Source organism: Kosakonia pseudosacchari (assembly GCF_015167415.1).
GTDB classification, from domain to species: domain Bacteria; phylum Pseudomonadota; class Gammaproteobacteria; order Enterobacterales; family Enterobacteriaceae; genus Kosakonia; species Kosakonia pseudosacchari.
Window position 1 is genome coordinate 1,147,658 of record NZ_CP063425.1, and the last position, 12,892, is coordinate 1,160,549.

The 12,892-nt window shown below is 54.2% G+C and carries 15 protein-coding genes; 5 read left to right on the forward strand and 10 right to left on the reverse strand.

Annotated elements, in window-relative coordinates:
- Positions 1-39: 39 nt before the first annotated feature.
- Positions 40-1,599, reverse strand: a complete 1,560-nt coding sequence (locus IP581_RS05300; RefSeq protein WP_086871109.1) for an EAL domain-containing protein — start codon at positions 1,597-1,599, stop codon at positions 40-42.
- Between the two features lie 99 nt (positions 1,600-1,698).
- On the opposite strand from IP581_RS05300, the gene IP581_RS05305 reads away from it, so the two are divergent.
- Positions 1,699-2,415, forward strand: a complete 717-nt coding sequence (locus tag IP581_RS05305; RefSeq protein WP_097401434.1) for a GntR family transcriptional regulator — start codon at positions 1,699-1,701, stop codon at positions 2,413-2,415.
- A gap of 2 nt (positions 2,416-2,417) precedes the next feature.
- On the opposite strand, the gene IP581_RS05310 is transcribed toward IP581_RS05305, so the two are convergent.
- Positions 2,418-3,617, reverse strand: coding sequence for an enolase C-terminal domain-like protein (locus IP581_RS05310; protein ID WP_193821915.1), 1,200 nt, complete (start codon positions 3,615-3,617; stop codon positions 2,418-2,420).
- Positions 3,618-3,891: 274 nt separating this feature from the next.
- Here IP581_RS05310 and IP581_RS05315 point away from each other — a divergent pair, with 274 nt between their 5' ends.
- A complete protein-coding gene (locus tag IP581_RS05315; protein WP_193821916.1) occupies positions 3,892-5,262 on the forward strand; it encodes a PTS transporter subunit EIIC in 1,371 nt (456 codons plus the stop codon).
- Positions 5,263-5,264: 2 nt separating this feature from the next.
- Here IP581_RS05315 and IP581_RS05320 read toward each other — a convergent pair whose 3' ends face one another.
- Genes IP581_RS05320 through IP581_RS05335 form a run of 4 tightly spaced genes read right to left on the reverse strand, consistent with a single transcriptional unit; the run spans position 5,265 to position 8,566 of the window.
- Entirely contained in the window at positions 5,265-5,924 is a 660-nt protein-coding gene (locus tag IP581_RS05320; protein WP_162494948.1) for a methionine ABC transporter permease, read from the reverse strand.
- Complete coding sequence (locus IP581_RS05325) at positions 5,921-6,712, reverse strand: methionine ABC transporter ATP-binding protein (RefSeq protein ID WP_193821917.1); 792 nt, start codon at positions 6,710-6,712, stop codon at positions 5,921-5,923. The genes IP581_RS05320 and IP581_RS05325 overlap by 4 nt, the downstream gene beginning before the upstream one ends.
- On the reverse strand, positions 6,709-7,515 hold the full coding sequence (locus IP581_RS05330; protein ID WP_193821918.1) for a MetQ/NlpA family ABC transporter substrate-binding protein: 807 nt from the start codon (positions 7,513-7,515) through the stop codon (positions 6,709-6,711). Before IP581_RS05330 ends, IP581_RS05325 begins: the two co-directional genes overlap by 4 nt.
- A 22-nt stretch (positions 7,516-7,537) precedes the next feature.
- Complete coding sequence (locus tag IP581_RS05335) at positions 7,538-8,566, reverse strand: isopenicillin N synthase family dioxygenase (protein ID WP_193821919.1); 1,029 nt, start codon at positions 8,564-8,566, stop codon at positions 7,538-7,540.
- A 260-nt stretch (positions 8,567-8,826) separates the two neighbouring features.
- Between IP581_RS05335 and IP581_RS05340 the strand changes: the two genes are divergently transcribed.
- Together IP581_RS05340 and ykgO are read left to right on the forward strand one after the other, a co-directional pair.
- Complete coding sequence (locus tag IP581_RS05340; protein ID WP_086871125.1) at positions 8,827-9,087, forward strand: type B 50S ribosomal protein L31; 261 nt, start codon at positions 8,827-8,829, stop codon at positions 9,085-9,087.
- A gap of 3 nt (positions 9,088-9,090) precedes the next feature.
- A complete protein-coding gene (ykgO, locus tag IP581_RS05345) occupies positions 9,091-9,231 on the forward strand; it encodes a type B 50S ribosomal protein L36 (protein WP_025263710.1) in 141 nt (46 codons plus the stop codon).
- On the opposite strand, the gene IP581_RS05350 is transcribed toward ykgO, so the two are convergent.
- Positions 9,228-9,929, reverse strand: a complete 702-nt coding sequence (locus IP581_RS05350; RefSeq protein ID WP_193821920.1) for a GNAT family N-acetyltransferase — start codon at positions 9,927-9,929, stop codon at positions 9,228-9,230. The two genes, ykgO and IP581_RS05350, sit on opposite strands and share 4 nt — an antisense overlap.
- A 99-nt stretch (positions 9,930-10,028) precedes the next feature.
- On the opposite strand from IP581_RS05350, the gene pdxR reads away from it, so the two are divergent.
- A complete protein-coding gene (gene pdxR / locus IP581_RS05355) occupies positions 10,029-11,477 on the forward strand; it encodes a MocR-like pyridoxine biosynthesis transcription factor PdxR (RefSeq protein WP_193821921.1) in 1,449 nt (482 codons plus the stop codon).
- Here the strand turns inward: pdxR and IP581_RS05360 are convergent.
- The 3 genes from IP581_RS05360 to IP581_RS05370 form a co-directional block, all read right to left on the reverse strand.
- Positions 11,443-11,922, reverse strand: coding sequence for a YlaC family protein (locus IP581_RS05360; RefSeq protein ID WP_086871131.1), 480 nt, complete (start codon positions 11,920-11,922; stop codon positions 11,443-11,445). The genes pdxR and IP581_RS05360 overlap by 35 nt on opposite strands.
- Before the next feature lie 101 nt (positions 11,923-12,023).
- Entirely contained in the window at positions 12,024-12,590 is a 567-nt protein-coding gene (gene maa / locus IP581_RS05365; RefSeq protein WP_193821922.1) for a maltose O-acetyltransferase, read from the reverse strand.
- A 76-nt stretch (positions 12,591-12,666) separates the two neighbouring features.
- Entirely contained in the window at positions 12,667-12,885 is a 219-nt protein-coding gene (locus IP581_RS05370; RefSeq protein ID WP_017459990.1) for an HHA domain-containing protein, read from the reverse strand.
- Positions 12,886-12,892 lie beyond the last annotated feature (7 nt).

Genomic DNA, 12,892 nt, shown 5'->3' on the forward strand with positions numbered 1-12,892 from the left:
CTTCCTCCGCGTGTTAAACCACTTTTAACAGTAGCAAAACTAGGCGGCGCGCAGGTTGTTTTCCGCCCACTGAATAAATGCGTCAGGCGGCAGCGCTTTGCTGTAGAGCCAGCCCTGGCCGTACTCCACGCCATACGTCTTTAGCCACTGAAGCTGGCCTTCGGTTTCAATGCCTTCAGCCACCATCGCCAGCCTGAGCGCTTTGGCCATATCGATGATGTGCGGCGTCACGGCTTTGTACTCCAGCGCATCGACAAACGATTTGTCGATTTTGATGATGTCGACATCCAGATTTTGCAGATAGCTCAGGCTGCAATAGCCGGTGCCAAAGTCATCAATGTAAATGGCGTGGCCGGCGGCGCGCAGCGCATTGATTGCCGGGCCGCTCACCGCCGGATCGGCGAAACCGCGTTCGGTGAGTTCAAGGGCGATTTGTGAAGGCGAGAGTTGCCACTGGGCGATCAGACGAGCCAGCAGATCCGGCAGGGTGGGGTCAAGCAGATCCGCCGGCTCAAGGTTAATCGAGATATGTTGATCCGGGTGTTGGTGCAGCCAGGATCCGAGAGTGGAAAATACGGTTTCAACCACCAGTTTGGTCAGCTGAGGCATCAGACCGCTGTGCACCGCCAGCGGAATAAAAATATCTGGCGCAAGGTAGCTGCCATCTTTTTGCCGCCAGCGTGCCAGCGCCTCTGCGCCGACTATCTTGCCGTTATCAAGCTCAACAATTGGTTGAAAAAACACGGTAATTTCACGTCCGTGAATGGCGTCCTGCAACTGCGCGCGCGGTGAATGCAAACGGCGCAGAAGCCTTAACATGACAAAAACGAGCAGCAGGCTGACCAGCAAACCGAGTGGCAACCACATCATCAATAACCGGTGCCAGTTTTTTTCCAGCGGCGCAATCGCCATCCAGGTGACAATCGCCAGCCCCATATCGGCATCGCGCTGGATCCGGTAGACCTCGCCATCGGTAATGATGCGCGTTGGCCCCTGCTGGTTTATTTGTGCCAGGTTGGCCGCCGTCAGCCGGGGGCTTCCGGCAATGCGCTGGTGCGTTTTGGTATTGATCAGCGCGATATAAACGGGGGAGGTGCCATGCGACAAAATATCAATAAACGATGTTGGATCGACCATCACCACATAATGCGCGCTGCCGATCGCGACCATATATTTCGCCAGACCCAGATCGTTGTGGCGAGTCAGCCAGGCGCGAAAGCCATCAGAGGTGATCTTTCCGGGTTCGGGAAAGGGCAGGATGGGGCTGTCGGCTTGCAGGGATGAGCAGAGCGGTTGCAGCCCGTTGATGTATAGTGCTTCACGCACATAGCGCCACGAATAAGAAATACGCCGCATCGCCAACAAATGTTCGGGCGTACAGGGCGCGCCATCGTAGGCATCCAGCTCACGCAGCGCGGCTTTACTCTGGTTGATGACGCGTTGGGTACGCATTTCTGCCAGAGTGGAGTACATGTCCAGATCATTCATAAAGTTTTCTTCAGCCTGGCGGTGACTCATCCAGATACTCAGGCTCACCGGCAGGAAAATGGCGAGCACCAGAGCAACTGTCGCAAGACTCATCAGTCGTCGGTTGGTCATGATCAAAAATCCTTCTTTGATACTGATAAACGAGGAGTATCTTTTAGCCGCTGATGTTATAACACGCGGCAGCGATTGTTTTCTTTCAGGAAAGAAAGGATGAAGAAAAAAGAGTTTGTGACCCAGGATTTGCTAAGCAAAATTTATCAAATCAGTGCGCCTGGCCCGCGCAAACTCCCACCTGAACGCCAGCTGGCACAGGAGTATGGCGTCTCGCGCTTTACCATCCGACAGGCGCTGGAAAAACTCGCGAGTATTGGTGTGGTGAATATTGTGCAGGGTTCCGGCATCTGGATTAACGAGCAGGCGCGCAACAATCCGCTGGTTTATAACTCCATCACCGAAAAGCGTTTTGATCAGATTCGTTTCCGCATGATTAGCCTGCATAAAAAGCGCCCGGATCGCGATGAACAGCAAATCTTCGGCCTCAACGAGGAGAGCTTTATCTGGCAGTTTTGCCGCCTGCGCTTTGTCGATGAACAAGCGGTACAGATCGAAATATCACGCATGCCGGTAGAAGGGTTTGCCGATCTCAACCAGCAGGTCATTGAGCGTTCTATCCAGCAGTATGTGCTGGGCAAAGGCTACCGGATTTCACATCTGCTGACCACGTACCGGGCGGTGAGCGTGAGTCGCGAACAGGCGGTGCTGCTGGGCTGTAAAAAGGGTAGCCCGGCCATGCACATCAGTAACCGCGGCATCCTGGAAGGCGGGCAGGTGTATGAGATCAGCGACATTATTGATATTAACTACACCTGCACGTATGTCATTCCGCATAACCGCGAAAACCTCACCTTCCGCCAGGGCGGCGGCTGACGTTACGGCGTGTGGATTGCGCCGTCGGCAAGGCGGCTTTGCGTCCATTCGTGCGGGCGATAGATCCCTGGGTGTGCCAGCGCTTGCTGTTCATCAAACTGCACGCCAATACCTGGTTTTTCCGGCGCATAAATGAATCCATCTTTCACTTCCGGCGCGCCCGGGAAAACCGCATCTGTGCTGGCGGAGCGGGGGATATACTCCTGAATCGCCGCATTATGCAGATGAATATTGAGATGCGTATTCACCGCCACACCAATGGGCGTCATATCTCCCGGCCCGTGCCAGGCCAATCGTACGCCGAATGCCTGGCACAGAATCGCCAGTTTTAATGCCGGTGTGATGCCGCCAATCTGCGAAATGTGGCAGCGGATAAAATCGATGCGGCGGTTCACAATCAACTCATGCCACTCTGCCGGGTTATTAAATAGCTCACCCATCGCCAGCGGCGCACTGCTGTGCTGGCGCACGTGATCCAGCCACGCGCTTTGCGTCGGCGGCAAAATATCTTCAATAAAATAAGGCAGATAGGGCTCAAGCTGCTTCGCTAACTGCACCGCTTGCTGCGGGAATAAGCGTTCGTGAACATCGTGCAGGATCTGCAAGCGATAACCATATTTTTCCCGCAACGCTTTAAACATCGCCACGGTATTGGTCATGTACTCCTGCTGATCAAAATAGGCGCCTGTGGTTGGATTTTCCGGCGTATGCAGTTGCGCAGGCGTACCGCCGTAAAAACCGAGCTGGCAGCGAATATGCCGGTAGCCCTGAGCCGCCAGCTTGTCGACAGCGGTGAATAATGCTTCCAGCGTTTCGCCACTGGCGTGGCTGTAGGCGGCGATAGCATCACGAGATTTCCCGCCGAGCAACTGGTACAGCGGCATACCCGCTAGTTGACCCTTGATATCCCAGAGCGCCATATCAACGCCGGAGATGGCGTTATTCATGATGGGACCGTTACGCCAGTAGGCGTTGACGTTCATCATTTGCCAGAGATCTTCAATATGGTTGGCATCGCGGCCAATCAACAAGGGTTTCAGATATTCATCGACCAGCGTTTTTACCGCCAGAGGACGTTGCTGGAAGGTGGCGCAACCGTGCCCCGTGATGCCTTTATCGGTTGTCACCCGCACTACCACCAGGTTGTGGCGGTCGGGTCGGGTAATAAAACATTCGATATTCTGGATAAGCGTGGGCGTCACGGGAGCTCCTTTACAACGTGAGATAAGCGAGTGAGGGCTATTATCTTCGCCCTAATTTTGGCGAAAGGTAAACTGTTTTGTTGAATAAATTTTTTGGTCAGTTATAACTTTCATTTTTAATTAAAAACCGAACCAATTTAAAATTTGATGTGTTTTTATTGCTTGTTAACTGCTAATTGTGACGCAATTCATATTTTATTGGTTTGTTTTAATATTTGGCTTTCTCTACCATTTGTGGCAATGATTAAAACGACAACATCCGGCAGGAGTTTTTATGGGGACGCAAGAAGCCATCGGCAATATTATTCGCCTGGTGGGCGGACGAGATAACATCAACAACGTCTGGCACTGCATGACACGCTTACGTTTTGACCTGATCGACGATGACAAAGTGGATCAGAACGAAATTAAAAAACTGCCGGGCGTGCTGGGCGCACAACTGCAAAGTGACCAGTTCCAGATTGTCATTGGTCCAAAGGTGAATAGCTGGTACGAGCAACTGCTGGTGATGCTGGGTAACGCGCCAGAACAGGCGGCAGGGCAGGGGAAAGCGCGCAAAAGCCTGGTGTCGCTGTTTATGGATACGGTATCCGGCGTGTTTGGGCCGATTGTACCCGCCATCGCGGGCGCAGGGATGATCAAAGGGCTGCTGGCCGGGTTGATTGCGCTAAAAGTGGTGTCGGCGAAAAGCGATACGGTGATGGTTATCGATCTTATCGCCAGCGGCGTTTTCTATTTTCTGCCGTTTTTCCTCGCTGTTTCGGCGGCAAAAATATTCAAGACCAATGAATATCTCGCGGCGGCGGTTGCCGCTTGCCTGATGTATCCGTCGCTGATTGAGGCGGCAAAAGCGCTGGCGGCACACCAGGATGGCGCGGTCAGCGCGTTCTGGCTGCTTAATGCTCTGCCGGTGTCGGTGTTTAACTATTCGGCCAGCGTCATCCCGGTTATCTTCTCGATCCTCGCGTTGAGTTATATTCATCGCTGGGTCGACAGCATTATGCCGGATGTGTTGAAAACGGTCTTTACCCCAACATTGACGCTGTTTCTCGGCGCGCTGGCGGCGCTGGTAGTGATTGGCCCGATTGGTATTTACCTGGGCAAAGCGCTGGCGTGGTTTATTGAAGGGCTGTTTGGTGTGTCGGCGAGTTTTGCCGGGCTGATTGTCGGCGCGATTCGCCCGGTGGCGATCCTCACTGGGATGCACCATGCGATGACGCCGATTGCCTTACAGAACTTTAGCGAGCGCGGTTACGACATGCTGATGCCGATGATGTTTATGGCAAACATGGCGATTGCCGGGGCGACGTTTGCTATCTGGCGGTTGAGTAAAAACCGCCAGGATAAAACCGTTACGCTGTCGGCGGCCATCTCCGCGCTGCTGGGGATCACGGAACCGGCGCTGTTTGGCGTACTGACGCGCTACAAAAAAGCCTTTATCGCCGCCACCGTCGCAAGCTCACTGGCCTCTGCGTTCATCGCCTTCTTCGGCGTGCGGCTGTATGGCTATATTTTGTCGAGCATTTTCAGTTTGCCCGCTTACATCGGCCCCTACTTTATGTTTGCGGTTTCAGGTGTGATCATCGCGCTTGCGCTGTCGTTTGTGCTGACCACCTTACTGGTGGGCAAAGAGGCGCAAGAGTAACCTTATCGTCGGTGCGCCAGGCGGCGCACCAGCCTGTCGCCCGCCATTTGTACCCCTTGCACCAGCGCCACCAGAATCACCACCGTGCCGATCATGACCTGATCGTTAAAGCGCTGATAGCCGTAACGAATTGCCAGATCGCCAAGACCGCCGCCGCCAATCACGCCGGCCATCGACGAGAAACCAATCAGCATAACGATGGTAAGCGTAATACTTGCCAGCAGCGTGGGTAACGCCTCCGGCAGCAGCGCTTTGGCAATCACATGCCACAGATTGCCGCCCATCGAGAGAATGGCTTCAATACGCCCGTAATCCACTTCATCAAGCGCGTTTTCCGTTAACCGTGCGAAGAAGGGAAATGCGCCGATGGTAACGGGCACCACGGCAGCGGTGCTGCCAAGCGTGGTGCCAATTAGCGCGCGGGTAAAAGGGATCAGCGCAATCAGCAGCACAATAAAAGGCAGCGAGCGGCCAACGTTAATCACCGCACCCAGCAAGGCATTGAGTTTTGGCATTGGCGCCAGCCCGTTGCTGCGGGAGACAAATAACAACACGCCGACCGGCAAACCAATCAGTACGGTGAAAAAGGCCGCCAGCCCAACCATATAAATTGTCTCCAGCGTACCGTTAAGCAGCAGCGGCCAGAGATCTTCCCAGCTCATGCGACCACGCATAACGGCCTCCCGTTAAAACCATGACGCGCCAAAAAGGCCTGTTCGGCTTTCGGATCGTGTAATAGCGCCTGGCGCAGTTTTGACCACGGCGCGACCAGTAAATCGGCGATTTTTCCGCTCTCGATAAGCTCGCCATTTTCCAGCAGCGCGGCGTGATCGCACAGGGTTTTCACCACTTCCAGCTCGTGAGTAATCAACACAATGGTGAGATTCAGTTTTTGATTGATATCTGCCAGCAGCTCAAGCACCGATGCGGTGGTTTGTGGATCTAACGCGCTGGTGGCTTCATCGCACAGCAGCACGTCTGGCCTTGTCGCCAGCGCACGGGCGATACCGACGCGCTGTTTTTGCCCGCCGGAAAGCTGCGAGGGAAAAGCATTGGCTTTTTCACTCAAGCCAACCAGCCAGAGTAGCTCTTCAACCCGCGCCTGGCGCTGCGCTTTTGCGACACCGGCAATTTCCAGCGGCACGGCGATGTTGTCGGCCACCGTGCGCGCATGCAGTAAATTGAAGTGCTGAAAAATCATGCCGGTGCGCAGGCGATGCTCGCGTAATGCCGCTTTGTCTAACTGTGTGATGTCCTTGCCGTTGACAATAATGCGGCCCGCCGTGGGCCGCTCCAGCAAATTAAGGCAGCGAATCAGCGTGCTTTTGCCCGCGCCACTGCGCCCGAGGATGCCGTAAATCGCCCCCTTCGGTACGCTCAGCGAGACCTCTTTCAGCGCCGGTCGGCCTGTTCCGGCATAGGTTTTACTCAGCCCTTCAATCTCTATCATGACTGCGGCGCGACCGGGAGCACCGAGCCGTTATATTGCTTACGGATAAACTCCGCCACCTGCGGCGAGGTGAGATCTTTCGCCAGTTCTTTGATACGCGGATCGTTAGCCAACTGCGGATTGGTAACCAGAATATTGGCATACGGGTTGTGGCTTGCACTCTCCAGGCCGAGCGCATCTTTCGCGGGAGTTAACCCGGCTTCCAGCGCGTAGTTACCGTTAATCACCGCCAGATCGACATCATCCAGCGAGCGCGGGATCTGTGGTGATTCAATCTCAAGGATCTTCAGATGCTTTGGATTCTCGGCAATATCTTTCGGCGTTGCCAGCGTGGTTGCCGGGTCGGTGAACTTACTGTTCAGTTTTATTAATCCCTGCGCTTGCAGCAGGAACAGGGCGCGGCTCAGGTTGGTGGCGTTGTTCGGTACGGCTACGGTGGCGTTATTGGGTAGCGATTTGAAATCTTTATACTTGTGCGAGTAAATACCGAGAGGCTCGATATGTACCGTCGCGGCGACGGCAAAGGTTTTACCCAGCGCTTTTTCCTGATCTTTCAGGTAAGGAACATGCTGGAAATAGTTTGCGTCAATGTCGCCGTTCGCCAGCAGTTCGTTGGCATTAGCCCCACTGGTTAGCTCAACGACTTGCAGATCCAGCTTCGGGTCGATCTTTTTGATGTAGTTAAGAATTTCTGCATGTGGTACCGGGTCGGCAGCAACGCGCAGGGCAGCCGCCTGAGCGGAGGACCAGGCCAGTGAAAGAGACAGTGCAACCCCTGCCAGAGTAAATGCGGCATGTTTCATGGTGTGTGTTCCTGTGTTGTTATTAGACGATCAGTTGTTCTGTGCGTTCGCGCAGCACATCGCGGTAATAGCGTTCCGCCACATCCGGGTGGGAGCGCAGACGCCCTTTCAGGTAGTTCCATCCCACGTCGCGCAGCAGCGGATTTTGCGGGTCGCTCTCTGGCCCGCGCGCTTCTTGCGCCAGCTCAGGTGGCAGTGTGTAAAGCGGGACGACGGCATCCAGTTGCGCGCCGAGGAAGAAGGCGATAGAGAGGCGCTGCTGGCCGGCTGGGGGCGATACCACGCGGTGCACGGTGGCGCGCAGATAACCGTTTGTCGCCAGCTCCAGCAACTCGCCAATATTGACCACAAAACTTCCTTTCAGCGGTAACGCATCGATCCAGCGGCCAGGTTCGACTTCGACCTGCAACCCTTTTTGCTCGTCCTGCAAGAGGAAGCTGAGGAAACCCGAATCTTTATGCGCGCCCACGCCCTGTGAGCTCTGCGTATTTTGCTGGCCGGGATAGCGGATCAGTTTGATGTGTTCGTTGGGCTTGCTGCCATACAGCGCATCAAAGGCGTTGGCGGGCAGTTGCAGCGCCTCGGCAAAGGCGCGCAGCAAGGTGATCGCCATGTTGGTCATCGCCTGTTGCCAGTTAAGCAGGGCGGGTTTTAGCGTTGGTTGCGCCGCCGGCCACAAGTTTGGGCCTTGTAAACGTCGCCAGCGCGGGTCGTCTTCGCTGAGCAGCAAGGCCGGGCGTTCCGCGCCAATATCAAACTGTTCGCGCCAGTCAGGCTGCCCACGGGTGATCTCCGAAGCTGCGCGGTTGTAGCCGCGAAAATGCGGGGAGCGGATCATCGCCACTTGCTGTTTTTGCTCGTCTGAAAGGGCGAAAAATTGCCGGGCTTCGTGCTGGACAGCCTGCTGCAACGCGTCATCGACGCCGTGGTTAATCAGGTAAAAGAAGCCGATATCGCGTGCGGCATGGCGCAGGTCGGCAAGAAAGGTATCGCGCTCAGCGCGTTGCGTATAGCGGGCGAGATCGAGAATAGGCAGTGTTGTCGCGGTCATTGTGTTCTCCGGGGACGGTAAAAAGATGTCGGTTCTGGCTCAGGGGGCGGGGACAACAACAGCGCATTTTCATTTCCTCACATTTGGGTGTCGTCACAGCTTGCCTTATGACAAACACTTCAACCAATAACGTTCTTTTCTAATTTATGACCGGGCAGGATCATGTGCTTTTGCAAAAAACGCATAACGCGGAACGCTTGAAATGGGGAAATAAGTTCGATAGACTTTTGTTATGTTATAACAAAACAAAAGAGTGAATAATGAGACCTGATATCCACCCCCATTACCGTACCGTTGTGTTCCATGACACCAGCGCCAATGCGTATTTCAAAGTGGGTTCAACCATTAAAACGGACCGCGAAATTGAACTGGAAGGCGTGACGTATCCGTACGTCACGATTGACGTCTCTTCGGCTTCGCATCCCTATTACACCGGTAAACAGAAAGTGATTGCTAACGAAGGCAGCGCGGCGCGTTTCCAGCAGCGTTATGGCCGCTTTTTTGCCGATAAAAAGGAGTAAATGATGCAGGTGCTGAATTCACTACGTAGCGCGAAACAACGCCACCCTGACTGCCAAATCGTTAAGCGCAAGGGGCGTTTGTATGTGATTTGCAAATCTAACCCGCGTTTCAAAGCCGTGCAGGGTAAAAAGAAAAGACGCTAAGCGCGAAGCGATGCCAGGGAATAACGCTGCTTGCCGTCAGCCGTGAAATTATCTGCGGCAAGCCAGCGTTGCAGCGCGCTATTCACGGCTGGCCATTCACTATCAATAATTGAAAACCAGTCGGTGTCGCGGTTATGGCCTTTACTCACCAGCGCCTGACGAAAGCGGCCTTCAAACTGAAAACCTAAGCGCAGCGCGGCCCGGCGTGAAGGTTCATTCAGGCTGTTGCATTTCCACTCATAGCGGCGATAGCCAAGCGTGTCGAAGACGTAGCGCATCAGTAACCATTGTGCTTCAGTTGATGCCGGGGTCCGGCTTAGCAGGGGCGAAAAATGCACGCTTCCCACTTCCACCACACCGTTTTTTTCATCAATCCGCATCAACGATAAGCTACCCACCGGCAAACCGGTTGGCTTATCAATGACGGCAAAATGAAGCGGATCACGCAAGTCGCATATGCTGGCGATCCACGCGCCAAATGCGGCTTCATCCTGCTCGGGTTCGCGTAACAGCCATGTCCAGCTACGGTTGTCGCCTGCACTTTGATGCGCCTGGAACAGCGCGGCGGCGTGGCCTGGCTGCAAGGGTTCGAGATGACAATAATCGCCTTTCAGCACTACACGCTCCGGGAAAGGTCGCGGTTGCCAGTCCGGCAACGCTGCGCCGATCGGCTGTTGATATACGTTCAATGCGTTCATTGTGGCTCCTTTTGATGTACCGTCAGCGTAGCGTGGTACTGGTTCCCTAAAAAGAGCCATACCGATATAGTCTTATGGGGCCACGATTGAGAGCGTTAAATGAACATTCCGGACGATGAGCTATATGCGCTGCTGCGTCAGCCACTGGCGGCGCGCGCGGGCGCGACACGGCAGCGGACGCTTTATCTGGCGCTGCGTGATGCGATACTTAATGGTCGGTTAAAATCGGGCAGCCGGTTGCCGGGTTCGCGCGTGCTGGCGCAGGCGTTGGTGCTTTCGCGCAATACCGTTAACACGGCGCTTGAGCAACTGGCGGTGGAAGGATATGTATTGCGTGACCGGCAAGGAACGCGTGTCGCCACCCTGGCAAATGTTGAACGTTCAACGCCGACGCCGCCACCGGTCAGGCTGGCTCGCGGCGTACAACAGTTGCCCGGCGGTGTTCAGCGTTATTCACCCGCGCTGGCATTCACTCCCGGCATTCCCGCCGCCAACTATTTTCCGCTGGCTATCTGGCGGCGTCTGACGGAACGAGTATGGCGTGATGAGGGCAGCACGTTATTGAATTATGGCGCATCTGCCGGTGAACTGCGTCTGCGCACGGCAATTGCGCGTCATCTGGCGATTTCCCGTGGTATTCATTGCGACGCCGAGCAGATTGTGATCACTGAAGGTGCGCAGGAAGCACTGATGTTGTGTGTGCGGTTATTGTGCGATGCCGGTGATGAAGCCTGGGTGGAAGAGCCTGGCTATGGTGGAGCAAAAACCGCCTTTCTATCGGCGGGGTTAAATGTCACGGGCATCGGCGTCGATAATGAAGGAATGAGGCTGGACGTTACGGCAACGACGCCGCGCATTATTTACACCTCGCCGTCGCATCAATACCCCTTAGGCCAGGTGATGAGTGCAACCCGGCGGCTGGCGTTGCTGGATTATGCCAGTTCTGCGGGGAGCTGGATTATAGAGGACGATTATGACAGCGAGTTCCGTTATCCCGGCGAGCCTATTCCAGCCATGCTCGGCATGGTGGCTCATCCGCCGGTGGTCTATATCGGCACCTTCAGCAAGACGCTGTTTCCCTCTCTGCGTATTGGCTTTATGGTTATGCCGCCCGCCCTGGCGCAGGCTGCCGCGCCGGTTATTGGTAGTTTATTGCGCGGTGGCCACCGGGCAGAACAACTGACGCTGGCGCGTTTTATTGAAGAGGGGCATTACACGCGCCATCTGGCGGCGATGCGGCGTCTCTACCGCAAGCGGCAGGCACATTTGCTGGAAACGTTACACAGTGAGATGCGGGTTGAACATCATATTTATGGCGGCGGCGGTGGGCTGCATTTAGCGTTGTCGATTCCGGGGGTTGACGATCAAGCCCTTGTCCGCGAAGCGCACAAACTTCAGCTTGCGCCGCATGCGTTAAGCCGTTTCTGGCTCGAGCAAAACGCAGCATCGAGTGGGCTGGTTTTAGGGTACGGTAATACTTCCGCCGCACGGTTTCCGGCGGCGGTGGGTGCGCTTAACCGGCTGATTGTGCGCCAGCAGGGCGGGTAAGGGTGAAGACATCGTAAAAAGAGAGTTCACCTTTACGCTCCACCATTTTCTGTAGCTGCGCTTTGTGTTCGTCATCTACATTAGGCGAGTGAAGAATGGCCTCAATCAAACCATCAGGCACAAAACGGGTGTTGTACCACTCGCCGTTATAACAGACGCGAAAATCGAGAACATCGATATCGTCGTAGTTGTAGCGCGGGTAAACGTCGAAAAAGAAAAAGCCATTTAGCACGATGAACAGAACAATCAGCAACCATACCGAACCGGAGAGGGTTTCGGATTGCAGCATCACGGCGAGCGTAGCAAACCAGGCCAGATACATGCCGATAAACAAGCCTGGATGGTTGCGAATAAAACTGATGCTGAAGCGCGGCCGGTTATCCCGTTTCTCGCGCTGATTGATCTCTTCAATCGTTTCGGTGAGCAGCCGCTGTATCTCTGTCATCTTACGCCTATGTTGATACTGTTTTTGCAGGTGGACAGCCTATTTTAAGTTGCCACCATATGTGAAAAAAGTAACAGTTTCACCACAAAAAACGATAACAGTTACAGCGCGGTGGGGGGCAATGTCTTGATGATCTGCGCCGGGTTACCACCGACGACGACATTGGGTGGCACATCTTTGACCACCACCGCACCGGAAGCAATGACAGCGTTATCCCCGATAGTGACGCCAGGATTAATCACCGCTCGCCCGCCAATCCAGACGTTATGACCAACGGTGACCGGTTTTCCATATTCAATGCCGCTTATGCGTTCAGCGGCATCAACCGGATGTGTGGCGGTGTAAATATGGACGCCTGGTGCCAGCATGCAATTGTCGCCGATGTGAATAGGGCAGACATCGAGCATCACGCAATCAAAATTCGCGTAAAACGACTTACCGAGGAAAATATTGTATCCATAGTCACAGCGGAAATTGGGTTCGATATAAGCGCCTTCACTTTGACCAAGAAGATCGTTGAGGATGGCTTTGCGTTCAGCTTTTTCCTCCGGGCCTGAATGGTTATAACGATGAAGCAACTGCCGGGCACGCAGACGGTCGGAACGCAAGGTTTCATCAGACGGGCGGTAGGGCAGGCCGGCTGTCATTTTTTGTTTTTCATCATTCATTGGGAGCGGATACACCTGTCACCAAGGTTGAACGCCATGTTGCGGTAGAAAAATCTTCGATAAACATTCAGGAGAATTAGCGCACAAACTTCCACACGGAGGAGGGGATTTTGTCATAAAGCTTATTCATGGTCAGTTCTGCCAGACGATGATCGGCTGCTGAATAAAACACCGCGAGTTCCTCGTCGGGAAGTTCGTATTTATTTTTTTCAATTACACGCTCAAGGGTATCAATTGTCTGACAGCGTCTTAAACGCATCAAATAATCAATTTTTGTTAATGGTTTTTCGGACATACCTTCA

Bases quoted from the DNA above. Each gene is read 5' to 3' on its own strand.
- IP581_RS05340 (WP_086871125.1), top strand. From the start codon at position 8,827: ATGAGACCTGATATCCACCCCCATTACCGTACCGTTGTGTTCCATGAC.
- ykgO (WP_025263710.1), top strand. From the start codon at position 9,091: ATGCAGGTGCTGAATTCACTACGTAGCGCGAAACAACGCCACCCTGAC.
- IP581_RS05330 (WP_193821918.1), bottom strand. From the start codon at position 7,515: ATGAAACATGCCGCATTTACTCTGGCAGGGGTTGCACTGTCTCTTTCA.
- IP581_RS05325 (WP_193821917.1), bottom strand. From the start codon at position 6,712: ATGATAGAGATTGAAGGGCTGAGTAAAACCTATGCCGGAACAGGCCGA.
- IP581_RS05350 (WP_193821920.1), bottom strand. From the start codon at position 9,929: ATGAACGCATTGAACGTATATCAACAGCCGATCGGCGCAGCGTTGCCG.
- IP581_RS05320 (WP_162494948.1), bottom strand. From the start codon at position 5,924: ATGAGCTGGGAAGATCTCTGGCCGCTGCTGCTTAACGGTACGCTGGAG.
- pdxR (WP_193821921.1), top strand. From the start codon at position 10,029: ATGAACATTCCGGACGATGAGCTATATGCGCTGCTGCGTCAGCCACTG.
- IP581_RS05305 (WP_097401434.1), top strand. From the start codon at position 1,699: ATGAAGAAAAAAGAGTTTGTGACCCAGGATTTGCTAAGCAAAATTTAT.
- IP581_RS05315 (WP_193821916.1), top strand. From the start codon at position 3,892: ATGGGGACGCAAGAAGCCATCGGCAATATTATTCGCCTGGTGGGCGGA.
- IP581_RS05370 (WP_017459990.1), bottom strand. From the start codon at position 12,885: ATGTCCGAAAAACCATTAACAAAAATTGATTATTTGATGCGTTTAAGA.
- maa (WP_193821922.1), bottom strand. From the start codon at position 12,590: ATGAATGATGAAAAACAAAAAATGACAGCCGGCCTGCCCTACCGCCCG.
- IP581_RS05360 (WP_086871131.1), bottom strand. From the start codon at position 11,922: ATGACAGAGATACAGCGGCTGCTCACCGAAACGATTGAAGAGATCAAT.
- IP581_RS05300 (WP_086871109.1), bottom strand. From the start codon at position 1,599: ATGACCAACCGACGACTGATGAGTCTTGCGACAGTTGCTCTGGTGCTC.
- IP581_RS05335 (WP_193821919.1), bottom strand. From the start codon at position 8,566: ATGACCGCGACAACACTGCCTATTCTCGATCTCGCCCGCTATACGCAA.